The sequence below is a fragment of the Chryseobacterium wanjuense genome, from assembly GCF_900111495.1.
Classification (GTDB): domain Bacteria; phylum Bacteroidota; class Bacteroidia; order Flavobacteriales; family Weeksellaceae; genus Chryseobacterium; species Chryseobacterium wanjuense.
This window is the reverse complement of sequence record NZ_FOIU01000002.1, coordinates 705,927-728,743: the sequence shown is the minus strand read 5'-3', so window position 1 is coordinate 728,743 and position 22,817 is coordinate 705,927. Positions and strand designations below refer to the sequence as shown.

Genomic DNA, 22,817 nt, shown 5'->3' with positions numbered 1-22,817 from the left:
AGCGTACTGCATATCGCGTACTGCCTACAGCCATTGATCAATTATAATTATAAAAAGTATAGTTATGGAAAATTTAGGAACTCAGGGGTTTTCATTTGATTTACCAAAAGGAAATTCATCAATAATAAAAGTAATCGGTGTTGGCGGCGGCGGAAACAATGCGCTGAAACACATGTATGAAAAAGGTATCCACGGCGTAGACTTCGTGATTTGTAATACAGACGCCCAAACTTTAGATAATAATCCTGTTGCCAACAAAGTACAGTTGGGAACAACGATCACTGAAGGTCTTGGTGCCGGTGCAGACCCTGAAGTAGGAGAAAAATCTGCGATCGAAAGCATCGAAGACATCAAAGCTGCGATGGGGCAAAATACCAAAATGGTTTTCATCACTGCCGGAATGGGTGGTGGTACGGGAACCGGTGCAGCTCCCGTGATTGCCAAGGTAGCAAAAGACATGGGAATTTTAACGGTAGGTATCGTTACGGTTCCGTTCAGCTTTGAAGGGAAAAGAAGATTGGAACAGGCTGAAAACGGTCTTGATAAATTAAGAAATAATGTTGATTCATTAATTGTCATTAATAATGATAAATTAAGACAACAATTCGGAAACCTTGGATTTAAACAGGGGTTCTCAAAAGCCGATGAAGTTTTAACGAACGCTGCAAAAGGAATGGCGGAAGTTATTACGGGTTACTTTGATGTAAACATTGACTTTAGAGATGCTAAATCTGTGCTTCAGAATTCCGGGACAGCATTGATGTCTACCGGTGTTGCTTCAGGTGAAAATAAAGCTGAAGAAGCAGTGAAAAAAGCATTAGATTCCCCATTATTGAACGATAACAAAATCACTGGCGCGAAAAACGTCCTGTTGTTGATCAGAAGTGGTGCGGAAGAAGTTACCATGGATGAAATCGGGGTGATTATGGACCATATCCAGAAAGAAGCAGGAAACACGGCCGATATTATTTTCGGGGTGGGTTCTGATGAAGAATTGGGAGATTCTGTAAGCGTTCTTGTTATCGCGACAGGTTTTTCTAATGATAATAAAAAATTTTCGGGTCCTACGGAAAAAATCAAAATCAGCTTAAATGATAGTTTTGATTACCCGAAAGAATCGCCTTTCAAAACAAGAGATGAAAGAGAAGCTCATACAGAGCCTTCTCATGATTTTGGCGGAAAAAATCTTTTCAGATTAGATGACGAAGACAATGAAGCTCCACAGTTCAGTTCTTCGCCTGCTGAAAAAAAAATGATTATTGAAGAGGAGGAAGTAAAAACAGAAATTAAATTCTTTGATAAAGAAGAAGATACACTGGACAACCCTGCACAGAGCTGGAGAAATGAAGACGAATCTCAGGAACAGTCGTTCAATCTGTTCTCTCTTGATGATGAAGGAGAGGATCCGAATGATCTGGAAATTGAATCTTTCAAATTTGATTTTGAACAGAAAAAAGAAGAGCCTCAAACGAATTCTTTTACCAATTCATTTTCGCAGGAAAAACCTGTGGAATTCAGCTTCTTTGTGAATGAACCGAGCAATAACGAACCAAAGTCTGATCCGGGACAGCCAAAAGCAGAACTTACTTCAATCAATACGGTGAATCAGCTTACAGAAGAACCTCTTCAGAAAGTTGAGCATTTCTTTCAAAACTTGAAAGAAGAGCCAAAAGCTGAGACACAGCCGATCGTTGAAAACAAAACGGAAATCGAAACTCCGAAAACCACTGAATCAGAATTCACGTTTGTGAATAAAACAGTGGATCAGGACAGGGTGATCGAAAGAAGAAATAAATTAAAAGAATTCAATTCACGTTATCAGAGCTTTGACAGCTCAAGCGAATTTGAATCTGTTCCTGCCTTCAAAAGAAAGAATATTTCTATTGACGGAACCAATGCTTCAGACCAGAATATCAACACGTATTTATCTGATAACAACGGTTCTATGCAGATCAGAGAAAACAGATTTTTGAATAAAGATGTAGATTAAATTGCTATAAGCGATAAGCAGTAAGCTATAGGCTTTTATCAGCCAAATCAAGCCTACTGCTTATTGCCTAAAGCCTAAAGCCCAAACCATGAGTTTAGAAAATACCATCAACGAAGCTATAAAAACAGCTATGAGAGCTAAAGACAAAGTTGCTTTGGATTCTCTTCGTGCTGTAAAATCTCAAATATTATTGCTGAAAACCGAAGCCAAAGGTGCAGAAGTATCAGCTGAACAGGAAATTGCTATTCTTCAGAGAATGGTAAAACAGCGTAAGGATTCTTACGATCAGTTTGCCGCTCAGGGAAGAAACGACCTTGCTGAAGTGGAAGAAGCTCAGATGAAAGTCATTGAACAATTCTTACCAAAACAGCTTTCTCCCGAAGAACTGGAAGCGGAAATGAAAAATATTATCGCTGAAACCAGCGCTGAATCTATGAAAGATTTAGGAAAAGTAATGGGAATAGCTTCAAAAACATTAGCCGGAAAATCCGACGGAAAAAGCATTTCCGAGATGGCAAAAAGGCTACTTTCATAGAATTTCGGGTTTTGAGTTCCGGGTTTATCTGACTGTTTAAACTCGTTTCCCGTAATACGTATCTCAAACCACAACAAGGATATCCAACCTTTGCATATCGATTTGATTAAAGAAGCCCGAGACTTTCGTTTCGGGCTTCATTTTTATTTGTAAATTTAATTGAACCATATTCTCCTCAGACAGAATTGAATATTTCACTACGGTTGAGGGAAAGGGATAAAAGTTTTTTCATGGTACGTTGTTTTCAGAATCATTTCAAATTTAATAAAAATAATTGAATATTAACAAAATTAATTTATTAAAATCAATATTTTCTTAAACAATTATCATTCAACGCATTTTATTTACCAAAAGCACTGATAGTTTTTATATATTGAAGAAAAGTAAAGAATTGCTTAAATTTGTAGCTGATTAAAAAACAAAAATATGTATCCAACAGATTTAGTAATGCCTATGAAGGCTGAACTTACAGATAAAGGCTTCGAAGACTTAACTTCTCCGGCTCAGGTAGAAGAAGCATTAAAACAGTCGGGAACGACGCTTTTGGTAATCAATTCCGTATGCGGATGTGCTGCTGGTGCGGCTAGACCGGGAGTTGTTTATTCTTTGACAGGCGATAAAAAACCTGATCACTTAACAACCGTTTTCGCTGGTTTCGATACTGAAGCTGTAGCAGAAGCAAGAAAACATTTGGCGCCATTCCCTCCAAGCTCACCTTGTGTGGCTCTTTTCAAAGACGGAGAATTGGTTCATATGCTTGAAAGACATCACATTGAAGGAAATCCTGCAGGAGCTATCGCTGCAAACCTTCAGGCTGCTTACGACGAATATTGCTAAGAACAATAATTCTAAATATCAAACCGTTACATTTTTGTAGCGGTTTTTTTGTTTAAATAATGGAAAAAATATTCACAAAGTTTGTCTTCCTGTAAGGATCTAGGCACGAATTCAAGCCTTGTCAAGGTTTAAAACCTTGACAAGGCTCTGTTGGCCATTCTGAAAAATTCCAACAAATAAACCATCCGGATATTAAAGCAATAAAAAAATGAGTTTTAATTTTTATTTAACACTATAAAAAATTCTCTGAAAATCCAAATATCATTATATTTGTTGAAATGGCAACGAAAGCACTTTTCAATACTGTGGTCAATTGGTTTATCCGCCAACGGATAGATCAGATTCAGAATTTCATGAATCATCCTATTGAAACACAGAAAGGTATATTATTTTCCCAGCTATTTCATGCCGAGGATACAGAATACGGCAAGAAGTACGGTTTTAACTCTATTTCAAGTTATCAGGACTTTAAAAATAAAGTTCCGGTCGTTACGTACGAAGATATGGAGCCTTATATTGAAAAAGCGAGACAGGGGCACAAAGATGTGAGCTGGCCGGGATATATCAAGCATTTTGCAAAATCTTCCGGAACTACCAATGCCAAAAGCAAATTCATCCCTATTTCCGATGAAAGCCTTGAGTACTGCCACATGAAAGCAGGAAAAGACATGGTTTCCATCTACGCTAATAATCACCCTGAAAATCAACTATTTACCAATAAAAACCTACGTCTCGGCGGAAGTTCGGAATTGTATGCAGATTTTAATACAAAATTTGGAGACCTTTCTGCGATTCTGATTGATAATCTTCCTTTCTGGGTAGAAATAACCACGACGCCAAGCAAGAAAGTTTCATTGATGGGCGAATGGGAAAGTAAACTGAAAGCCATTGTTTCTGAGGTTAAAAATGAAGATGTGGGAAGTATTCTCGGTGTTCCTAGCTGGATGATGGTGCTTTTACAGAGGGTTTTGAAAGAAACCGATGTTAAAAACATTTCAGAATTGTGGCCCAATCTGGAGGTTTTCTTTCATGGCGGCATCAGTTTTAAGCCTTACAGAGATCAGTATAAGCAGATCATTGGCAAAAACATTAATTATTATGAGATTTACAATGCTTCTGAAGGCTTTTTCGGCATTCAGGACAGGTCGAATAGTGATGAAATGCTCCTGATGCTCGATTATGGTATTTTCTACGAATTTATCCCGATGGATCAGTTTCATTTTTCAAATCCGAAGGTTTTGAGCCTGGAAGATGTGGAAGTGGGAAAAAATTATGCCATGATCATCACTACCAATGGCGGTTTATGGAGATATTTAATCGGTGATACGGTTGTTTTTACCTCGATCAATCCTTTCAGAATAAAAATTACGGGAAGAACGAAACATTATATCAATGCTTTTGGAGAAGAGCTGATGATCACCAATGTAGAATCTGCCCTTTCCAAGGCTTGTGAAGAGACTAATGCATCCGTTTCTGACTTCACAGGGGCCCCGGTTTTCATGAAAGAAAATGAAGGTGGTGCTCATGAATGGATTTTTGAATTTTGTAAAAAACCAGACGATCTAGACCGTTTTATCGATATTTTTGATCGGCACTTAAAAGCCGTGAATTCCGATTACGAAGCTAAACGCTACAACAATATGACCCTGAAACGCCCGATCGTACACATCGCCAAAGAAAAACTATTCTACCACTGGCTGGAATCTAAGGGGAAACTCGGCGGACAGAATAAAGTACCTCGTCTGAGCAACGACAGAGAATATATTGATCCTTTACTGGAGCTGAATAGATCTTTAAAATTTAACTAAAATCAATTCTTTGATAAAAAATAAAAAACCGCAGTAAGTTCTGCGGTTCTTTTTTTTATTTGCTTAAATCTTCCTTCAATTTCTTCGCGCCTTCTTCTACCTTTGAAGCTCCTTTTGCTGCGGCATCTTTTACATCTTTGCCTACTTTATTGGCTTCTGTTTTGATGTCCTGCCCTGCCTTGTGAAGATCTTCTTTCGTCTTGTCTGCAGTGGCATCAATCTGGTTTTTTGCCTTCTCTGCAGCCTGGTCTATTTTATTTCCGGCTTCGTCTACTTTTGTTTGAACTTCTTCTTTCGTTTTGTTAATTTTTGAAGTGTCAACACCTACTCCGTTTTCAGAAACGGTAGTTGTCGTTGTCGTTACAGATCCGTCCGGATTTTCAACTTTTTCTGTTTTTGTAGTTGATTTTGTACATGATACAACCAAAGCGGCAATCATTAATGCTGATAAAATGTTTTTTTTCATACTGTTTATATTTTTTTTTAAACGTTATTTCAGGTAAAATATTATTCTGTTTTTGTATCGGTTGCAGCGGGAGTTTCAGTCTTTTTTTTCTTATCCTCCTCGCCGGTTTTTTTCTTCTCTTCTTCCGCCTTCTTTTTATTTTCCTTTTCAAGCTCTTCTTTCAGTTTTTTCTCTTCTTCCTGAAGCTTTATTGCTTCTTTTACAGAATCCTGATATTGTTGAGAAGACATCCTGATCTGGCGAACCACATCAATAGAAGTCGCTCCCGCTGAAAAAGAATCCACTGCTGCCGTATCATAATTAGCTTTTGCACTATCTGTCGGGTACAAATCTGCCGGTTCTTTTTTGGAACAGGAAATGAGTAAACCCAAAAAACTAAAGGCTGCAAAAAGTAAATTTTTCATGGAACTAATTTAATAGAAATTCTGCAATTACAGGATAGTGATCTGATAATTGTACAGAATTATCTACTTTATAGCTTAATGGAATAATGGTTTTTGAACTGAAAATATAGTCAATCCTCAAAGGGACTTTATAGTCATGGAAACTTGAAGAACTCCCGTTTCCTGCCTCTAAAAAGGCATCCTGAAGGTCTTTCCCGAGGCTGTAATATTCATAAGAATTCGGAACAGAATTAAAATCTCCAGCCAAAATCACCGGATAAGGGGAAAGGTCAATTACTTTCCTGATTTTTTTAATCTGATCTTCATGTGCTTTAAAAGTCGGAATCATATGCGCCAAAAGCGTACTGATTTTTCCTCCCTCCTTCTTGAAACCATCAAACTGAAGCATAGATTTGTGTAATCTGAAAGGTTCCAGATAAACATTGACGATTCTTATGATTTTTCCGTTGATATCAACATCTGCATAAAAAGAATTGCCTCTGGATTTGTCTGTAATAAGCTCCTGCTGTCTTACAATCTTGTGTTTTGTCTTTAAAATCACCGAAGGATATTTTACAAGATCCTGTCTCAGCGCGCGATTCGTATCTCTTTCCTGAACGAGGATAATATCTGCATCCTGATCATGAATATATTTTTTCACTTTTTCCCAACCAAAGTCGCCGTATTTAACATTGAAAGTTAATACTTTAATATCTCGTATCGATTTTAAATTTTCTGTTTTTGGAGAAAAGTTGATCCATCTTCTTACAGGATTATAAAATAAAAAAGAGCCTAAAACAAAGGCAATAGCAATTTTTTTTCTTTTAAAAACCCAAATCAGCGTAAATAAAACATGTAAGGCCATCAGATAAGGAAATCCCAATGACAAGAGGTTAAGGTTTCCCACAAAATTAGGAGGTATCCAGGCATTTCCTAAAGTACAGAGGAGTAAAACGACAACGGTAAGATGGGCAAATAGCAGTATTTGGCGAAGCTTCATGAAAACAGTCTAATGGTACCCCTGATTTTTATCAAAAATCCTACCAACGATTAAAATTTAACTGTTTTTATGATTATTTGCTTAAATTAAAACTAGCAATTATTGGATAATGGTCTGAAATTTTCACCGAGCGATCTACCTTATAACTTGTCGGTGATATCGATTTTGACGTAAAAATATAGTCGATCCTGATGGGAAGTTTATAATCGTGAAAGCTGGTCGCACTTCCGTTTCCGGCTTCTACGAAGGCGTCCTGCAGACCATCCACCAAGTGATAATATTCGTAGGAATTGGGCACAGAATTGAAATCTCCGGCAAGAATGACCGGATACGGAGAATGGTCTATTGCTTTGCGTACCTCAACGATCTGCTCCTGATGCATTTTAAAAGTCGGAATTAATCTTTTAATGATATTTTTTACCTTTTTTTCATCCTCATCACTGGAACCATTCAGTTTTACCATACTTTTCTCAAACTTATAAGGCTGGAGATACAAGTTGATGAAGCGGTATGTTTTTCCTTTTATTTCAATATCCGTTTGGGTTGCATAGGCATTATTGTATTCATAATCACTGTTTATCAACTGTTTATGACCAATAATTTTATGCTTGGAAAAGATGGCAATGATCGGAGTCTGAGGCGCTTCGTTTAAGTTTTCGAAATGATATTCCTTGTTTCCACCATATTCCTGTAACAGAACGACGTCTGCATTCTGGTTATTGACAAATGCTTCAACATCTTTCACTCCAAATGTTCCGTTTCTTGCGTTAAAAGAAACCACTTTTATGGTGTTATCCGGTTTATCAGAAGATTTATCTCCGGAAAAATTTACCCATCTTAAAACCGGATTAAAAAACAACAGCCCGAGAAAAAAGAAAACAAAAGCCCTTTTCTTCCAGCTTATGATCCAGAAAATTGTCAGGATAACATAGGAAATTATTAAAAAAGGAAATCCTAATGATAATAAATTAAACCAAGGAAAAACCTTCGGCGGAACATACGCGTTCAGCAACATTCCTACTAAAAGAAAGAATATTCCTATATGTGCTATTAAAAGAATGAGGCGGAGAATTTTCATAAATCCTATTGTGGATTAAATCTATTTAAATGTTTTTTCCATATTTTGGCTAGAATAAATCCAACTACAGCACCTCCTACATGTGCAAAATGAGCTGTTCCACTATCACTTCCACTATACCCAAAGTAAATAGAAATAACAACACTGAAAATTAAAAAATGTTTAGCCTTTATTTGAAAAGGAATGAATAAAATTCCCATTCTAGCATTTGGGAAAATTGTGGCAAAGGTTGATACTACTCCAAAAACGGCTCCTGAAGCTCCTAAAAGAGGGCTCGAAATAATTTTAATGATATTATTTATTAAAGTTTGTTGATTTTTAATTTCTTGTGCTGATCCTTTTAGTTGCTTGTTTGTACCTGAAAAATAATCATAAATATTAAATCCCAGCCTTTCCAGTTGCCTTGCAAACATTTCTACCTGTATAAATTCCCACACATTAAATAAAATATAAGCTCCAATCCCACTCAGAAAATAAAGGATTAAAAATCTTTTTCCTCCCAAAATATTTTCTAAGAAAGAAAAATTATATAAAATAAACATATTAAAGAATATATGCATCAATCCCGGTCCTCCAGCAATTGGTGCATGCATAAACATAGATGTAATAATCTGCCAAGATTTAAAGAAAGGAGAGAAAGGATAATAAGCAGACAACACATAATATAATTCGGGTTTCTGCAAGGCATACAAAAAAAAGTTTGTAATTATATATACAATAATATTGATAATGATAATATTTCTTGTAAGTGGCGGCAAATTATTAAACATTTTTTTTAAAATTTGTTTTTAAAATCATTAAACGGAACTTCAAAGAAACATCTTTTCCCGTTCGGTAAAAATTCCGGGAAGCCTAATGCTGTGAAATCTTTAATTAATTGTTCCGCATCTTTTTTATAAATAAAATCAAATCTGGACTTAGAATGCATCTTATTCCACTGATTTTGATAGAATTGCAAAAATTCTTCTTCCGTTTTGTATTCCAGGATTTCAAAAAGATTTTCAAGGAATTTCATCACCTGCGTTTCTTTCAATCCTTCCGGAACGGCATCAATCCTCAAAACACTTTCATGAGCAATACTCATTTCGAAGCCAAGTTCGGGAAGGTATTTTTTGATGGATTTATATTTATTTTTCTCAATTTCGTTCATGTGATATTCCAGGGAGAAAAGCAACGCGTGACTATTGGTTGTTCCTTTTTTTACCGGTTTTGTATTTTCAGAAACCCACAATCTGTGCATTCTTCCCAAATCCAGCATCAGCGTTTTGTCGCCTTTGTTGAACAGCCAATATCCGTTTGGCAGCCTCATCAGATCTTCATCAAAATCTTCATCTTCAAACAGATTAATTTTTGAAGGTTCTGCAGCGATATTCTGGTGATACATTTCTGCAAGATTCTGAATTTCTGCCTGTTTCACTTCCCTTTCTTCCAAAAACGGGTTGTAATCTTTATCAACGATAATTTCGGGCATTTTAATGACTCCGCTTCCTCCGCTGTTGCTCTTGCTCGGGAAAGACTTCTGCATGATCTCGTCCAGCTGCGGATCTCTTTCAAAATCAAGGCTTGGCGCAACATTGTAAATTCCCAACGCTCTTTTAATGGTTGAACGAAGCAACGCGAAGATCAGATGTTCATCTTCAAATTTAACTTCCGTTTTCTGCGGATGAATATTCACGTCGATTTTCTCCGGATCCAACTCCAGATAAAGGAAAAAAGTCGGAATATATCCCGGTAAAAGCAACCCTTCAAAGGCTTCCTGAACCGCTTTATTAAAGTACGGGCTTTTAAAATATCTTCCGTTGACGAAAAGGAATTGTTCACCTCTCGTTTTTTTTGCTCCTTCAGGTTTGGCAACAAATCCGTGAAGTTTGCACCAGATAATATCTTCTTTAATCGGAATTAACTGTGGCTGTAATTTTCTTCCAAAAATATCCACAATACGCTGCATCTGGCTTCCTTTTCTCAATCTGAAAACCGCTTCATCATCATGAAACAGGGAAAACTCCAGATTTTCATGGGCCAATGCAACACGTTGAAATTCATCGATTACATGTCTGAATTCTATATTATTATTTTTAAGGAATTTCCTTCTCGCCGGAACGTTATAAAACAGGTTTTTAACTAAGAAATTAGAACCATCCGCCGTCTGAATCGGATCCTGAAACTGGAAGACTCCGCCTTCGATGTAAATATTCGTTCCGATGGTAGCGTCTTTTTGTTTTGTCCTTAATTCGACCTGGGAAACCGCTGCAATAGAAGCCAATGCTTCACCGCGAAACCCTTTGGTGGAAATTTTGAAGATATCTTCAGTTCCTCTGATCTTGGAAGTTGCATGTCTTTCGAATGCCATTCTTGCATCGGTTTCGGACATTCCTTTTCCATCATCCACGACCTGAATCAGATTTTTTCCCGCATCTCTTATGATCAGCTCGATCTTCGTCGCTTCTGCATCGATCGCATTTTCCAAAAGTTCTTTCACAATGGATGCAGGTCTCTGCACCACTTCTCCCGCCGCAATTTGGTTGGCAACATGATCCGGTAAAAGCTGAATAATATCTGACATAAAAAAACGTAAATCAACTTACAAAAATAGGCAATGAAAACGGAAATAAAAATATAAACTATAAATGAAAATTTATTACTCAAATGCAAAAAAAATTCACTTTTCTTTTCTTCAGGATAGTTTCAGACTGTATGAATGAATTGATCGTTTTAACCAAGTCTTAAATTTTATTAAAAAATTAATTAATAGAATAAAATCATCAACTATTAATGAACAATTAATAAAAATAAAAAACTTTAAATACAATATTAATAAAAATTATTTTGCAAAATCATATCAATTAACTACATTAGCATAAACTAAATCAACCATCAATGCACAAATATTCACTTATCCTGAAGCAGGGCTTTGCTATTCAGGATTCTCTATAAACTTCCCCGACACATTTTAATACATATAATACATGAGAAAATTTATTCTTCCACTTCTTCTGGCTACTGCATATTGCAGTAACTTTCAGGCACAAACGTCTAATGTGGGCATCGACACACCCAATCCAGGTTCGAAACTTACCGTGAATGGCTCATTTGCAGCCGCTTACAGAGCAGTAACAGGTAATTATACCATGACTGTAAACGATTATTACCTCGTTTCCAATAGCGCCGCAAACAGCACCGTTACTCTCCCGGCTGCGCAAGTAGGTTCCGGTAATTTTAAAGGTCGCCTATACGAAATCAAGAATACACACACAACCAGTACTCTTACGGTAGCAGCCAACGGCACGGAACTCATCGATGATGTCGGAGCAACAGGCCTGGCTTCTATCAGCATCGCTCCCGGTGATGGCGTTCTTCTAGTGAATAACGGCAATACTGCAGGGACAACCTGGGAAGTAGTCAGCTTTCACAGCGCTACCCCAACGAAAAGTTATGACTGGCTGAAAGCCGGAAATCAATTTCCTATTAATCCAGCAGATAACAGTACCACAATCTATCACTTAGGTGGTAATGTAGGTATTGGTACAGACACGCCAACCGCCAAAGTAGATGTTGAGACAGGTAATATCGAGCTTACTCAAGGAAATTCCTTACGATGGGGGCCTGATGATACGGGAGAACGTATTTATTCTGCTTTAAACTTAGGTGGAAGTGGTAACAATTTGTATTTAGAGTCACGAGAGTATATGTATTTTATTGCAGACCGCAATAATACCTCAGATGGCAACACTGTAGGTTTTGTCTGGGCTAGTGATACCAGCTGGGCAGATGGTACACCAAAGGAACTTATGCGACTTACTGATATTGGTAATGTTGGTATTGGCACCGATAATCCAACGGAAAAACTTCATGTAAATACTTCTGTTATTAATGAGGGGATTGCCTTATCTCAGACCTCACTTACCAATACCGTAATGCTTAATTCCAACGGCGGCGGCGGCTATCTTGGTTTTATCAACAATAGCACAAGTACCGATGCCGGACTTACGGCATATATCCAGCAACGGGAACCTAATGCTACAGGTGGAGCAGGCAATGACCTGGTATATGTAGCATCAGGAGGAACCCACCATTTCCTTCAGGCGGTCGGGATCAATACTCCCACTCCTGCTGCCGGTTTCTGGCTGGATGTAGCTGGTAATATTCAATGTAATAATATCCAGTTAACTGCCTATGCGGGAGCAAGCAACAGGGAAATCGGGGTAAATACGGCTGGAAGTATCATTATTTATCCTTCGGATCAGCGTCTTAAAAAAGATGTTACTGATGTGAATGACGGTTTAAGTAAAGTCATGAAACTTCGCCCTGTATATTACAACTGGATCGATCAGAAGGAATATGGTAAGCAAAGAGAAGTTGGTTTTATCGCACAGGAACTGAATAAAATAATTCCTGAGGTGGCAAGTACTTTCAATAAAGACGGAGAAGAATACAATTCTGTGAATTATTCCAGGATAGTGGCAGTCCTTACAAAGGCTATCCAGGAGCAGCAAACTTTAATTGAAGCTCAAAACAAACGCATTGCCGAGCTTGAAGCTAAAGAAAAAACCGCCAAATCATTAGAAGAACGAGTAAAAAAAATGGAAGAACTGATTGGCACACAATTACACAAATAACATTATATATTATTTCTAATGACAGCCCTCTCTCTTTTTAAAGGGCTGTTTTTTTTATTTTATATCTTATTTAATTAAAAATATTAACCATTAATCCAACATTTGGTGAAATAATTTCAAATAACTGTGTTTAATTCACTACTTTAGCATATCACAAAAACATAGATAATTCCCTCTTCTTAATCAGATACTTTAAATCACCCTTTTATGCAAGTTTTGCGATAGTCTCATCAAAGTAGGTTATTAAAAAAATAAGTCCTACCGAGCAGATCAGAAGATTTCAGAGACAAAACATGCATAGAACAAGTGTGTCCTTATCAAAGAAAATCAACAAGATCAGAATTAAAAAAAATTTAAAAATTAAATAAAATTAATCATGAAAAAAAACATCTTCCCTCTTTTAATTGCTGTCTTTGGTTTCAGCAATCTAGCTTGTGCCCAGACTGGTAATGTGGGCATCGGCACAGATACCCCTTCAAGCAAGCTCAGTGTAAGTGGCAATCATTCTGTGGGTTCCGGTTATACAGGAGTTGCTGCCCCCGCCAATGGAGCCATTATCGAAGGAAATGTAGGAATTGGCACCTCTTCTCCGAACACTAAACTTGATGTTAATGGTCAAACAAAAATAAGCGATGGCACCATTACTCCTGCTACAGCTCCCGCAGCCGGCAGTCTTGTAGAACTGGAAAGTACCAATAAAGGATTGCGTATGCCACAGATTGCATTAACAAATACCACAACCTGGGCACCGCTTCAAGGGTTGGGAACGGCTCTTTCTTCCCGGGGAATGTCTGTTTACAATACCAATACAGCAATTGCAAGCTCCAGTACCACTTATCCGGCCAATGGTGTTGGAGAATATTATTGGGACGGAACGGGATGGGTCAACAAAAGCAGTACGGGCGCTCAGAACGCAGAAGTCCTTTTTTCGGTGAGAGGGCCGAATCAGGCTGCAGTAGACGGATCGTATGTTATTTATAATTTTACCATTAAAAATTATGATAAAAACAATAATTTCAACCTGGCTACCGATACCTTTACAGTTCCGCCAAAAGGAGCAGGATTTTATCAGATCAACGGGCTTCTCGTTACTACCGCTGAGACAACAACGCAAGGTGGGTATTTATCCTTATTCGTAAACGGTATTTTTTCCCGTTACATTACAATAGGAAATGCCGGTGTAGGAGCAGGAATTGCTGCTTCCGGCACGATTGCCGTACCTCTTGCAGTAAATGATACTGTAAGCATCAGATACCTAGCCAATACAGCAGGTCAGACTATTTCAAATATTACGGTGGATATTTATCAGCTATCCAAATAATTTAATGATAAAAAAATAACAGCCCTCGCTCCAGATAGAAGCAGAGGGCTGTTTCACAGCTAGTTTACACAAAATTAATACTGATATTTATATCTCTTATTTAACATTGTCTTTTTGTAAAAGCATCCGGAAACTAATCATCGAATACAAGCTTTCTCTTTTTCTCTCTTTTTTCTTTAATTTCAGGAATTCCGTGGATTTTATCGTATAAGAAAGCCAGGAAATTAGGCTTTTTATAAATTTTATTATACCTGTACTGCGTGTTGAAATGTCTTATATTAATTTTATACGCATCATACCCGATCACCATCAATAGACAAAGACTGATGACATAGAAAACCCTGAACTCAAGAATATAATAGGTAAGTCCTGAGAAAACCGCTCCCAAAACATAGGCAACCATAATGCTCATCAGTAATTTGGCTCTTCCTACCAGTTCTCCATTCTTCCTGAATTTTTTCTGAGTAAACATCGAGAACAAAATTCCAAGGTCGGTAGTGGTACCCGTAAGATGGGTGGTTTTTACTGAAAAGTTTGAGATACTTGCCGTCAAACCATTCTGCAATCCGGTCGCAAATAACATTAATGCAACCAGATATTCCGTTTCCTCTAATGTTTTCTGATAATAAAACTGTCCGTAAACTCCTACAAACAGTAAACAAATAATTTCCAGCACCAAAGGCATTGCATGAGCGAAATATTTACTTTTTTTATTGAAATTAATAACAATAAAATTCGATACAAAACTTCCAAAGAAAAACAGGAAAATCCATAATCCGACCACGGCAACCTGCGACCAGTTTCCTTTGCTGATCTCCGCCGCCAAAATCGCGTAATGTCCTGTGACATTCGATGTAAAAGAGAGAAATATCAATAGAGAGGCTATGTTTATAGTACCTGCCGTAAAGGCAGTCAGCGTTCCCAATCTGATGTTGTCTCCCAACGTCCTGCTGTTACTATAATTCCTTAACATTTTAAAAATTTTAGAGTGTTGTGATGTGTTATTTTAGGCTTCCACAAAGATCTCTGCCAGTCTTCCTTTCTCCGGAAGGCTTTCGCGAACCTCAACCGAAATTTCATAAGATTCAAGATCTTCGCATTTTTTGATATAAGGAATCAGGTCGAATTTCCTTTTCCCCGTGCTTCTAATGGATGGAGAATAATAAGCTTCCTCAATATTTTCCACTTTCACATAATTATTGAAAGTCCTCTGGAAGTTTCCTGTAAAAATATCGCAGACGATCTTGTTGATCAGGTGAGGATATTTATTCCTGATGATTTCATAAGCTTCACAAAACTCCAATGGTCTGAGCTTATTGAAAATCATACTTTTTGTATTAAATAAAAGATCTCTGATAGAATCTCCCATATCATATCCCGAAACCAAAAGAATATTGTACTGATTTTGGTCTTCCGAGGCATCCTTTTCTCTCAATACTTTTTTCAGAATGTTCAAAGATTCAAGAGAATAATCTGTGGCTATTAAAATCGTTTTGATCATATTGTTAAGATTTAGGTTCGTATTTATCTTTTTTGATGATACAAAACTAAAATGACCAAATTAGAAGCTCTTTGGAACGGAATTAAAATGTGATTAAAGAGATTAAAATGAGATTAGAAAATTGTTAAGGATAATTAATATAAGCGAAATTCGTTAAACGCAAAGGCGCAATATATTTTACAATCTTTATGTTTTAAGACCCAAGGATTTTATCTTCGATAAAATTTCATACTTAATAATTGAAAATCTCCTGTCACACTGAGCTTGTTGAAGTGTTCTGGCGTCTTAAAGCAGTATTTAAAATCAAAAACGTTGCGTCTTTGCGCTTAGCCAACCCAGTGCTTGAATATTAAATAATTTCCTGTTGTGTACTGTAAAAATTCGGGAAACGCAGCTGCACCGTTGTTCCCTGGTTTTCGTGAGAACTTACGATCAATTCGCCGTGGTGCATTCTTACGATATTTCTTGCCAATGGAAGTCCGATTCCGTAGCCTTCATAGTTTTTCGTATTGGATGCCCGGAAAAACGGATCGTAGATTTTATTCATTTCTTCCTCGGGAATTCCGATACCGTTGTCTTTTACGATGATGTAAACGTCTGTATCTGTTGCTCCTAACGAAACTTTCACCTGTTGAAAATTAGAATATTTACACCCGTTTTGAATAATATTGGTAACCGCGAGATGCAGTAATTGTTCGTTACCCTGCACTTTCAGTTTTTTCGGATTCTCCGGCAACATGCTTATATCCAGATAGATATTATTTCTTGAATCTATTCTTCTTAATGTTTCGATGACATCCCAAAGCAACTGATCGATACGTACTTTATCCATTTTCTGGATCTTGCCGTCGAAGCCGGTTTGAGCGATCATTAATAAAGCCTTGATTTTTTTGTCTAATTTTTCAGCTTCGTCGAGGATAATTCCCAGCGTTTCCTTGTATTCTTCATTGGTTCTGCTGATGGAGAGGGCAACGTCGGCCTCACCCATGATTGAGGTGAGAGGCGTTCTCAATTCATGCGACACATTTCCGATCAGGTGATTCTGGGTTTCAAAAGACGTTTCGATACGGTTGAGCATATCGTTAAAAGTATCAACCAATTCGTTTAATTCTTTATTATCCGGCTGAGATTCCAGTCTTAAATGAAGGTTTTCGGAGCTGATTTCCTTTACTTTTCCCGTTATTTTTAAAATAGGTTTAAATAAAGTTTTAGACAGATAAAAAGAGAAAATCATACTAAAAAACAACGAAAGTACGATACAGGTAATTAAAGTTCGCTTCAAGAAGCCCAAATAATAAACCACATAATGATTTTTGGCGGAAGCTATGGCAATGTAATCTTTATCGTCGTATTTAAAAGTCTGCCCGATGTAGTAAAATTCTTTATCGTTATAATTTGCTTCCCCGTTTTTAACTATACTTTTGAAAAAATAGCTCGGAATATGAACTTCCTGCGAAATTTTATTGAAATTGGAATCCGTCGGAATAGCAAAAACATAGTCCCGCTCCATTGGAAGTTCCTCGTCGTTCAATCCGTTTAAAATATAATTTTCGGGAAGGTCGAGATCATCTTTACTTTTTTCAATCTGGATGATGGTGGTCGTCCGGATTTTAAGCAATTCATAAAACCTCTGATGAGAAAAGTTGACAATGGAAAAATACACCAATCCACTGAACAGCAATATGATGGCGGTAAAAACCAACATCAGAAGCACCATCGTTTTGGTCTGATTTGTGACAACTCTATTAAACATTCATTAAGGTTTTTTCAATACATACCCCATCCCTATCACCGTGTGAATCAACTTATTATCATCTTGGTTATCTAATTTTTTTCTTAAATAATTAACGTAAACATCCACAACATTGGTTCCCAGTTCGTAGTTTACTCCCCAAACCGCATCCAGAATTTCTGCTCTGGAGATTACTTTTTCGGGGTTATTCATGAAATATAAAAGTAATTTGTATTCTGTGGACGTGAGTGAAATTTCTTCGCCGGCGCGGGTAACTTTCTTGGTATAATCATTTAAAATTAAATCTGAAAACTGAAAAACGTGCTCACTATCAATCTCAGGCTCAACGATTTCCTGATGATTTCCGTTATTGCTTCGTCTCAGTAAAGACTTCACACGAGCCACTAATTCAATGAATTTGAATGGTTTAACCAAATAATCATCTCCCCCGCTTTCCAAGCCCAGAACAATATTTTCAGAAGTTCCCAATGCCGTTAAAAACAAAATCGGAACATATTGATTGGTTTTCCGGATTTCTTTACAAACATCCAACCCGTTCATTTCCGGCAGCATAATATCCAAAATCACCAGATCGAAGTCGTTTGACTGTACCAATTGTACTCCGGTTTTCCCGTCAAAAGCAACAGAAACTTCATATCCGTTTTCCTGCAAACCTTTCTTAATAAAGGATACAACACTCGTTTCGTCTTCAATTAGGATAATTTTTTTCATTGAAATAAGGAATTTTACAAAAATAGAAAATTATTTTTGCCTGGAAGACCGATCGCAGAAAGCTGGAAATTTTAATTATACTTAAAATTCAAGCTTCATCTTTGTATCGCAGCGTTCGTAAGGAGAATCTGTCACGCAAATATGTTGAAATCCTAACTTTTCATACAATTTTATCGCAGGGATCAGAGAAGAATTTGTTTCAAGAAAAACTTCTTTTGCATTGGCTTTTTTTGCTTTTTCAAGCAAGCTTTGTCCAATTAAATAACCGATTTTTTTTCCCTGCGCCTTTGGACTTACCGCCATTTTTGCCAATTCAAATTTTAACGGATCTTCCGACGATTTTATAAGTGCACAGGTTCCTACCACTTCATTATCGAGAAGAGCAAAAACGATATGGCCTCCTTTATTTAAAATATATTCTTCGGGATGATCGAGCATTTTATAATCACTTTCCTCCATTTTGAAAAACTTGTTGATCCATTCTTCATTTAAATTTCTGAAATCCTGCTGGTATTCTGGAGAATAATCGATTATTTTTACCTCATTGCTGCTGTCATTCATTGTTTTATTGATTTTAAATTCTGTTTTTAAAATTTTTTCCAATTCTTCAAGGTCTCTTTTCACTTCCATCTGTTCCGGATTTTGGAAGTTTCGGAAGATGTTTAACAAATTTACAGATTATCACAACTTAGATACAGATACAGAAGTTTGTATTTTTATGAGTACAGATTTATTTACAGAAATTTTGAAACAGTATAAAAACAAAAAACCCTCTGTTAACCGAAGTTACAGAGGGTTTTAGTACCCCGGGCGGGACTTGAACCCGCACGCCAAAAGAGGCACAGGATTTTAAGTCCTGCGTGTCTACCAGTTCCACCACCAGGGCATGGAGTGGAGCGAAAAACGGGATTCGAACCCGCGACCCCAACCTTGGCAAGGTTGTGCTCTACCAGCTGAGCTATTTTCGCAAAACGTGTGCGGATGAAGGGACTCGAACCCCCACGCCTCTCGGCACCAGATCCTAAGTCTGGCGTGGCTACCAATTACACCACATCCGCGTGTTTTATTAAGTTTTATTTTAAAGAGCTTGCTTCGTTTTTGTGAGTGCAAATATAGGACATTTTTCTTTAGTTGCAAGCCTTTTCAGAAAAAAAATTAAAATTTTTGCATTTTTTTTCCATGAGGCTTTTTATTACATTTCATTTTCTTACTTTTACATCGTTAATAATTATGATATGGAATTACAAGGAACGGTAAAGAAACTTTTTGAAACTCAAACATTTGCAAGCGGATTTCAGAAAAGAGAATTGGTTATTCTTACTCAGGAGCAGTATCCGCAACCGATCAACATAGAATTTTTGTCTGATAAGATCAATTTATTGGATAATCTTTCAGAAGGAGAAAATGTGAAAATAGGAATCAATATCAGAGGTAGAGAATGGGTATCTCCTCAGGGCGAAACAAAATACTTCAACTCTATTACAGGGTGGAGAGTAGAAAAAGTTTTGGACAACGGATCTGAACCTACACAGGCTGCACCTTCTCAATCTGCATCTCCTGTTTCGAATGAAAACCCGTTTGCCGGAGACGACGATGATGATTTGCCTTTTTAATTAAAGAATACTATCAAATAACAATCCTGCTTTTCATTAAGTGGGATTTTTTTTCCCTTAAAAATGGTTCGACTAGACGAAAATGAAATTTCATTCCCCGATCCTGAAATTTATGATGGCCACGAAGGGCTCATTGCCTTTGGCGGCGACCTGTCGATAGAGAGAATTTGGTTTGCCTACCAGCTGGGGATTTTCCCATGGTACAATCCGGGAGAGGAAATTCTTTGGTGGTGTCCCGATCCGAGGTTTGTTTTGTTTCCTGACGAGTTGAAGGTTTCAAAATCTATGCGGAAAATTTTGCATCAAAATGTTTTTAGTTTTACTGAAAATCAGAATTTCAGGGGAGTGATCAAAAATTGTCAGCAAATCAGCAGAAAAGGGCAGACCGGAACCTGGCTTTCGGATGAACTGATGGAAACTTTCATTACACTTCATGAATTTGGCCTGGCAAAAAGCATAGAAGTCTGGCAGAATGAAGAGCTTGTGGGCGGATTTTACGGACTTCAGATCGGAAATGTTTTCTGCGGAGAAAGTATGTTTGCCAAAGTAAGCAATGCTTCCAAAGCCGGATTTATTCATTTTGTTGAAACCCATAAAAATGACATCGAACTCATTGACTGCCAATCTCATACCTCCCATCTTGAAAGCTTGGGGGCAAGGATGATTTCCAAAAAAGAATTTTTAAAAATTTTACACAAAAATAATGAACGCAGATAAAGAAAAATGGATTCTTCTGATCATCCTGAGCATCATTTGGGGATCATCTTTTATTTTAATAAAAAAATCTCTAGAACATTTCACTCCGTACCAGGTTGGAGCTTTGAGGGTTTTGATTGCCGGAATTATTTTAATGCCGATTGCGATTTCGAAGTATAAATTATTTCCGAAAAAACACCTGAAATGGCTTTTACTGGCTGCTTTTACAGGAAACTTTATCCCGATGTTCCTATTTCCGATTGCGGAAACCGAGGTAAGCAGCAGTATTGCAGGAATCATCAACTCTATGATGCCTATTTTCGTCATTATTGTCGGTGCGTTGATCTGGAAATTTCAGACAACAAAACCGCAAATTGTGGGCACTTTAATAAGCTTCACGGGAGTTTGTTTACTGGCTTTCGGTGGCGATGGAGAAGGTGGAAAATTTAAACTGATTCCTATTTTATTGTTATTATTGGCCACTTTATGCTATGCGGTAAGTACAACAACGGTAAAATCTAAATTAATGGAAGTTTCCTCTACCGTTTTGTCGGCTTTTGTTTTTGCCTTTGTTTTATTTCTTCCTTCGTTAATTGCATTAATCTTTACAGGATTCTTTTCAACCTTTAGTTTGGATGAAAATAATTTAACAGGATTGATGTTTGTAAGTTTATTATCCATTTTCGGAACCGGTTTGGCGATGATGATGAATTACCGTTTGCTGAAGGTTTCTTCACCCCTTTTTGCCTCAACAGTAACTTTGCTGATGCCTATTGTAGCTATTGTCTGGGGATTTCTGGACGGAGACAGACTGAGTGTGATGCAATTTGTCGGTGCCGGAATTATTATTGCCGGATTGATCTTTTTAAGAACAAAACCGAACGTCATAAAAAAATAAATCCTGCATTCCTGCAGGATTTTTATTTAAAATTATTTTTTCAATTTTAACCATTAAGGTCATTTAAGTTATTAAGTTAAATTAAGGGCGAATCATTCTGATTTTAAGTGAGGGTTTTAATACTTCCCTCTCCCATCATCAAGCTTCTAGCCTATGAGTTCTTCTTTTTAACTTTCGCCTTCACTTTCTTCACCTCATCTTTAATGAAAGGATATTTTTTCTGCATATCCGTAACCAAAGAAGGATCTAATTCCAAAGCCTTTTTAAGTGATTCAATGCCGTTTTCCTGATCTTTCAGGTTGAAATAGCAGTTGCTTAGCTGATAATACAATTCTGCTCTGTGATGCGCTTTTAAAGCTTTATTTAAAATAATAATTGCTTCTTCATATTCGCCCAAAAGCATTAATACTTCCGAGTAAGCATACCAATTGTAGAATCTTGACGGCTCTACGTCTACCAGTTTTTTCAGGCAGGAAAGACTTTCTTCAAACTTCCCCGAATCGATGAATAAAAAAGCTAATCTTTTCTGATAATCAAGATTGTTTTCATTCAGCTGAGTGGCTTCTTTGGCGAAGTGTAAGGCTTCTGTCATGCCGCCCATTTCTTCGTAAAGATAAGACTGTTCCATCATCGCAAGATAAAACTGAGGGTCTTCTCTCAACGATTTCTGGAAAGCATTTAAAGCGACAATAGGCTGTTTTAAAGCTTTATAGCAAAGTCCGATTTTATAAAATGTAAATGCTTTTGTATATTCCAACTCGAGCATTTCTTCGTAGACTTCGATGGCTTTTTTATATTGACCTAATGCTTCATAGCAAGCCGCTTTATTGGCATAAACCCCAACAGAACTAGAGTTGATCGCCAATAAATAGTCGTAACCCTTTATCGCTTCCTCGTAGTTTTTTCTGTTGAAATAATACTGCCCGTATTCCAGCCATGCCACTTCAGAATAGGCAAATTCGTCTAAATATTCATTAAGAAAGGCAATAGCCTCCTCACTCTTATTCAAATCGCTGAAGCAGACCATACAGTTTTCCAACGCATATTCGTCGGTAGGGTCTTCTTTTAAAGCTTTTTTATAATGTTTAAGAGCGTTAAAAGGATCTCCGAGATTCACATATTCATCGGCAATGAAGTTGTGAAGGAAGTTTTCTTCTTCTTTCAGTTCCAAAGCTTTTTTGCAAATTTCAATGGATTTTCTAGGATTTCCTAAGTTCGAATAATACTTCGCATAGCAAACCAAAAAGTCTGTGTTTTCCATAGATGAACCCTTCAACTCGTCGATAAGCTCTTTTGCCGTATTATAATCTTCCCACTCCAGAAGAATTTCAAGTTTTTTGATCTTGATATCTAAGGAATTGGGGTGAAGCTTCAGACCGTAATTCACAGCTGTATCTGCATAATTAAAATCTCCCAGCTCCAAATAATAAATAATAATGTCTTCCAACTCTTCTGTATCAAAGTAGAATTCATCATTATTTTCCATCATTTCTTCGAACTTTTTTACAAGTTCATTTCCAAAATACTCTTCCAATATAAACAGTTTTAAGATTTAAGACTTGAGATATGAGATATACAAATACTCGGTTCTGAAAATCTTAGTACTATAAA

Annotated in this window: 21 protein-coding genes and 3 tRNA genes; 9 read left to right on the top strand and 15 right to left on the bottom strand. The window is 37.1% G+C overall.

Annotated features, from left to right (window positions below; translation table 11 throughout):
* The first annotated feature begins 64 nt into the window (after positions 1 to 64).
* From ftsZ to BMX24_RS15110, 4 genes are all read left to right on the top strand, one after another.
* The gene (gene ftsZ / locus BMX24_RS15125) at positions 65 to 1,990 is read left to right on the top strand and encodes a cell division protein FtsZ (protein ID WP_089794139.1); all 1,926 of its coding nucleotides are present in this window, start codon (positions 65 to 67) and stop codon (positions 1,988 to 1,990) included.
* Positions 1,991 to 2,078: 88 nt separating this feature from the next.
* Positions 2,079 to 2,525 carry a GatB/YqeY domain-containing protein gene (locus BMX24_RS15120; RefSeq protein ID WP_089794137.1) on the top strand — a complete coding sequence of 149 codons (447 nt, stop codon included), beginning with the start codon at positions 2,079 to 2,081 and terminating at the stop codon, positions 2,523 to 2,525.
* A 426-nt stretch (positions 2,526 to 2,951) separates the two neighbouring features.
* On the top strand, positions 2,952 to 3,362 hold the full coding sequence (locus BMX24_RS15115; protein ID WP_089794135.1) for a BrxA/BrxB family bacilliredoxin: 411 nt from the start codon (positions 2,952 to 2,954) through the stop codon (positions 3,360 to 3,362).
* Between the two features lie 278 nt (positions 3,363 to 3,640).
* Positions 3,641 to 5,170 carry a GH3 auxin-responsive promoter family protein gene (locus tag BMX24_RS15110; protein ID WP_089794133.1) on the top strand — a complete coding sequence of 510 codons (1,530 nt, stop codon included), beginning with the start codon at positions 3,641 to 3,643 and terminating at the stop codon, positions 5,168 to 5,170.
* A gap of 55 nt (positions 5,171 to 5,225) precedes the next feature.
* Here BMX24_RS15110 and BMX24_RS15105 read toward each other — a convergent pair whose 3' ends face one another.
* The 6 genes from BMX24_RS15105 to mutL all read right to left on the bottom strand — a co-directional run bounded on the left by BMX24_RS15105 (position 5,226) and on the right by mutL (position 10,660).
* Entirely contained in the window at positions 5,226 to 5,636 is a 411-nt protein-coding gene (locus BMX24_RS15105; RefSeq protein WP_089794131.1) for a hypothetical protein, read from the bottom strand.
* A gap of 41 nt (positions 5,637 to 5,677) precedes the next feature.
* Positions 5,678 to 6,040, bottom strand: coding sequence for a hypothetical protein (locus tag BMX24_RS15100; RefSeq protein ID WP_089794129.1), 363 nt, complete (start codon positions 6,038 to 6,040; stop codon positions 5,678 to 5,680).
* Positions 6,041 to 6,044: 4 nt separating this feature from the next.
* On the bottom strand, positions 6,045 to 7,019 hold the full coding sequence (locus tag BMX24_RS15095) for an endonuclease/exonuclease/phosphatase family protein (RefSeq protein WP_089794127.1): 975 nt from the start codon (positions 7,017 to 7,019) through the stop codon (positions 6,045 to 6,047).
* A gap of 73 nt (positions 7,020 to 7,092) precedes the next feature.
* Positions 7,093 to 8,097: an endonuclease/exonuclease/phosphatase family protein gene (locus BMX24_RS15090; protein WP_089794125.1), complete on the bottom strand. Its 1,005-nt coding sequence runs from the start codon at positions 8,095 to 8,097 to the stop codon at positions 7,093 to 7,095.
* 5 nt (positions 8,098 to 8,102) lie between these two features.
* The gene (locus BMX24_RS15085; RefSeq protein ID WP_089794123.1) at positions 8,103 to 8,867 is read right to left on the bottom strand and encodes a rhomboid family intramembrane serine protease; all 765 of its coding nucleotides are present in this window, start codon (positions 8,865 to 8,867) and stop codon (positions 8,103 to 8,105) included.
* 5 nt (positions 8,868 to 8,872) lie between these two features.
* Positions 8,873 to 10,660: a DNA mismatch repair endonuclease MutL gene (mutL, locus tag BMX24_RS15080; protein WP_089794121.1), complete on the bottom strand. Its 1,788-nt coding sequence runs from the start codon at positions 10,658 to 10,660 to the stop codon at positions 8,873 to 8,875.
* A gap of 403 nt (positions 10,661 to 11,063) precedes the next feature.
* Here mutL and BMX24_RS15075 point away from each other — a divergent pair, with 403 nt between their 5' ends.
* Both BMX24_RS15075 and BMX24_RS15070 read left to right on the top strand, forming a co-directional pair.
* Positions 11,064 to 12,713, top strand: coding sequence for a tail fiber domain-containing protein (locus BMX24_RS15075; protein ID WP_089794119.1), 1,650 nt, complete (start codon positions 11,064 to 11,066; stop codon positions 12,711 to 12,713).
* 376 nt (positions 12,714 to 13,089) lie between these two features.
* On the top strand, positions 13,090 to 14,034 hold the full coding sequence (locus BMX24_RS15070; protein ID WP_089794117.1) for a hypothetical protein: 945 nt from the start codon (positions 13,090 to 13,092) through the stop codon (positions 14,032 to 14,034).
* A gap of 133 nt (positions 14,035 to 14,167) precedes the next feature.
* Here the strand turns inward: BMX24_RS15070 and BMX24_RS15065 are convergent, their stop codons facing one another.
* From BMX24_RS15065 to BMX24_RS15030, 8 genes are all read right to left on the bottom strand, one after another.
* Positions 14,168 to 15,007 carry a YoaK family protein gene (locus BMX24_RS15065; RefSeq protein WP_089794115.1) on the bottom strand — a complete coding sequence of 280 codons (840 nt, stop codon included), beginning with the start codon at positions 15,005 to 15,007 and terminating at the stop codon, positions 14,168 to 14,170.
* Positions 15,008 to 15,040: 33 nt separating this feature from the next.
* Complete coding sequence (locus BMX24_RS15060; RefSeq protein WP_089794113.1) at positions 15,041 to 15,535, bottom strand: hypothetical protein; 495 nt, start codon at positions 15,533 to 15,535, stop codon at positions 15,041 to 15,043.
* A gap of 349 nt (positions 15,536 to 15,884) precedes the next feature.
* A complete protein-coding gene (locus tag BMX24_RS15055; RefSeq protein ID WP_089794111.1) occupies positions 15,885 to 17,288 on the bottom strand; it encodes a sensor histidine kinase in 1,404 nt (467 codons plus the stop codon).
* A 3-nt stretch (positions 17,289 to 17,291) separates the two neighbouring features.
* A complete protein-coding gene (locus BMX24_RS15050; protein WP_089794109.1) occupies positions 17,292 to 17,999 on the bottom strand; it encodes a response regulator transcription factor in 708 nt (235 codons plus the stop codon).
* An 81-nt stretch (positions 18,000 to 18,080) separates the two neighbouring features.
* Positions 18,081 to 18,629, bottom strand: a complete 549-nt coding sequence (locus tag BMX24_RS15045) for a GNAT family N-acetyltransferase (RefSeq protein ID WP_228404870.1) — start codon at positions 18,627 to 18,629, stop codon at positions 18,081 to 18,083.
* Positions 18,630 to 18,801: 172 nt separating this feature from the next.
* Positions 18,802 to 18,885, bottom strand: a tRNA-Leu gene (locus tag BMX24_RS15040).
* Positions 18,886 to 18,891: 6 nt separating this feature from the next.
* Positions 18,892 to 18,967, bottom strand: a tRNA-Gly gene (locus tag BMX24_RS15035).
* 8 nt (positions 18,968 to 18,975) lie between these two features.
* Positions 18,976 to 19,057 (bottom strand) — tRNA-Leu (locus tag BMX24_RS15030).
* A gap of 177 nt (positions 19,058 to 19,234) precedes the next feature.
* On the opposite strand from BMX24_RS15030, the gene BMX24_RS15025 reads away from it, so the two are divergent.
* The 3 genes from BMX24_RS15025 (at position 19,235) to BMX24_RS15015 (ending at position 21,206) form a co-directional block, all read left to right on the top strand.
* Positions 19,235 to 19,612 carry a DUF3127 domain-containing protein gene (locus BMX24_RS15025; RefSeq protein WP_089794729.1) on the top strand — a complete coding sequence of 126 codons (378 nt, stop codon included), beginning with the start codon at positions 19,235 to 19,237 and terminating at the stop codon, positions 19,610 to 19,612.
* A gap of 63 nt (positions 19,613 to 19,675) precedes the next feature.
* Complete coding sequence (gene aat, locus BMX24_RS15020) at positions 19,676 to 20,329, top strand: leucyl/phenylalanyl-tRNA--protein transferase (protein ID WP_089794107.1); 654 nt, start codon at positions 19,676 to 19,678, stop codon at positions 20,327 to 20,329.
* On the top strand, positions 20,316 to 21,206 hold the full coding sequence (locus tag BMX24_RS15015) for a DMT family transporter (RefSeq protein ID WP_089794105.1): 891 nt from the start codon (positions 20,316 to 20,318) through the stop codon (positions 21,204 to 21,206). Before aat ends, BMX24_RS15015 begins: the two co-directional genes overlap by 14 nt.
* A gap of 151 nt (positions 21,207 to 21,357) precedes the next feature.
* Here the strand turns inward: BMX24_RS15015 and BMX24_RS15010 are convergent, their stop codons facing one another.
* On the bottom strand, positions 21,358 to 22,740 hold the full coding sequence (locus BMX24_RS15010) for a tetratricopeptide repeat protein (protein ID WP_089794103.1): 1,383 nt from the start codon (positions 22,738 to 22,740) through the stop codon (positions 21,358 to 21,360).
* Positions 22,741 to 22,817 lie beyond the last annotated feature (77 nt).

Excerpts from the sequence above, each read along its gene's own strand:
- BMX24_RS15050 (WP_089794109.1), bottom strand. The coding sequence starts at position 17,999 with ATGAAAAAAATTATCCTAATTGAAGACGAAACGAGTGTTGTATCCTTT.
- BMX24_RS15100 (WP_089794129.1), bottom strand. The coding sequence starts at position 6,040 with ATGAAAAATTTACTTTTTGCAGCCTTTAGTTTTTTGGGTTTACTCATT.
- BMX24_RS15105 (WP_089794131.1), bottom strand. The coding sequence starts at position 5,636 with ATGAAAAAAAACATTTTATCAGCATTAATGATTGCCGCTTTGGTTGTA.
- ftsZ (WP_089794139.1), top strand. The coding sequence starts at position 65 with ATGGAAAATTTAGGAACTCAGGGGTTTTCATTTGATTTACCAAAAGGA.
- BMX24_RS15095 (WP_089794127.1), bottom strand. The coding sequence starts at position 7,019 with ATGAAGCTTCGCCAAATACTGCTATTTGCCCATCTTACCGTTGTCGTT.
- BMX24_RS15090 (WP_089794125.1), bottom strand. The coding sequence starts at position 8,097 with ATGAAAATTCTCCGCCTCATTCTTTTAATAGCACATATAGGAATATTC.
- BMX24_RS15085 (WP_089794123.1), bottom strand. The coding sequence starts at position 8,867 with ATGTTTAATAATTTGCCGCCACTTACAAGAAATATTATCATTATCAAT.
- BMX24_RS15120 (WP_089794137.1), top strand. The coding sequence starts at position 2,079 with ATGAGTTTAGAAAATACCATCAACGAAGCTATAAAAACAGCTATGAGA.
- BMX24_RS15060 (WP_089794113.1), bottom strand. The coding sequence starts at position 15,535 with ATGATCAAAACGATTTTAATAGCCACAGATTATTCTCTTGAATCTTTG.
- BMX24_RS15110 (WP_089794133.1), top strand. The coding sequence starts at position 3,641 with ATGGCAACGAAAGCACTTTTCAATACTGTGGTCAATTGGTTTATCCGC.
- BMX24_RS15045 (WP_228404870.1), bottom strand. The coding sequence starts at position 18,629 with ATGGAAGTGAAAAGAGACCTTGAAGAATTGGAAAAAATTTTAAAAACA.
- BMX24_RS15115 (WP_089794135.1), top strand. The coding sequence starts at position 2,952 with ATGTATCCAACAGATTTAGTAATGCCTATGAAGGCTGAACTTACAGAT.
- aat (WP_089794107.1), top strand. The coding sequence starts at position 19,676 with ATGGTTCGACTAGACGAAAATGAAATTTCATTCCCCGATCCTGAAATT.
- mutL (WP_089794121.1), bottom strand. The coding sequence starts at position 10,660 with ATGTCAGATATTATTCAGCTTTTACCGGATCATGTTGCCAACCAAATT.
- BMX24_RS15065 (WP_089794115.1), bottom strand. The coding sequence starts at position 15,007 with ATGTTAAGGAATTATAGTAACAGCAGGACGTTGGGAGACAACATCAGA.
- BMX24_RS15015 (WP_089794105.1), top strand. The coding sequence starts at position 20,316 with ATGAACGCAGATAAAGAAAAATGGATTCTTCTGATCATCCTGAGCATC.
- BMX24_RS15070 (WP_089794117.1), top strand. The coding sequence starts at position 13,090 with ATGAAAAAAAACATCTTCCCTCTTTTAATTGCTGTCTTTGGTTTCAGC.
- BMX24_RS15055 (WP_089794111.1), bottom strand. The coding sequence starts at position 17,288 with ATGTTTAATAGAGTTGTCACAAATCAGACCAAAACGATGGTGCTTCTG.
- BMX24_RS15025 (WP_089794729.1), top strand. The coding sequence starts at position 19,235 with ATGGAATTACAAGGAACGGTAAAGAAACTTTTTGAAACTCAAACATTT.
- BMX24_RS15075 (WP_089794119.1), top strand. The coding sequence starts at position 11,064 with ATGAGAAAATTTATTCTTCCACTTCTTCTGGCTACTGCATATTGCAGT.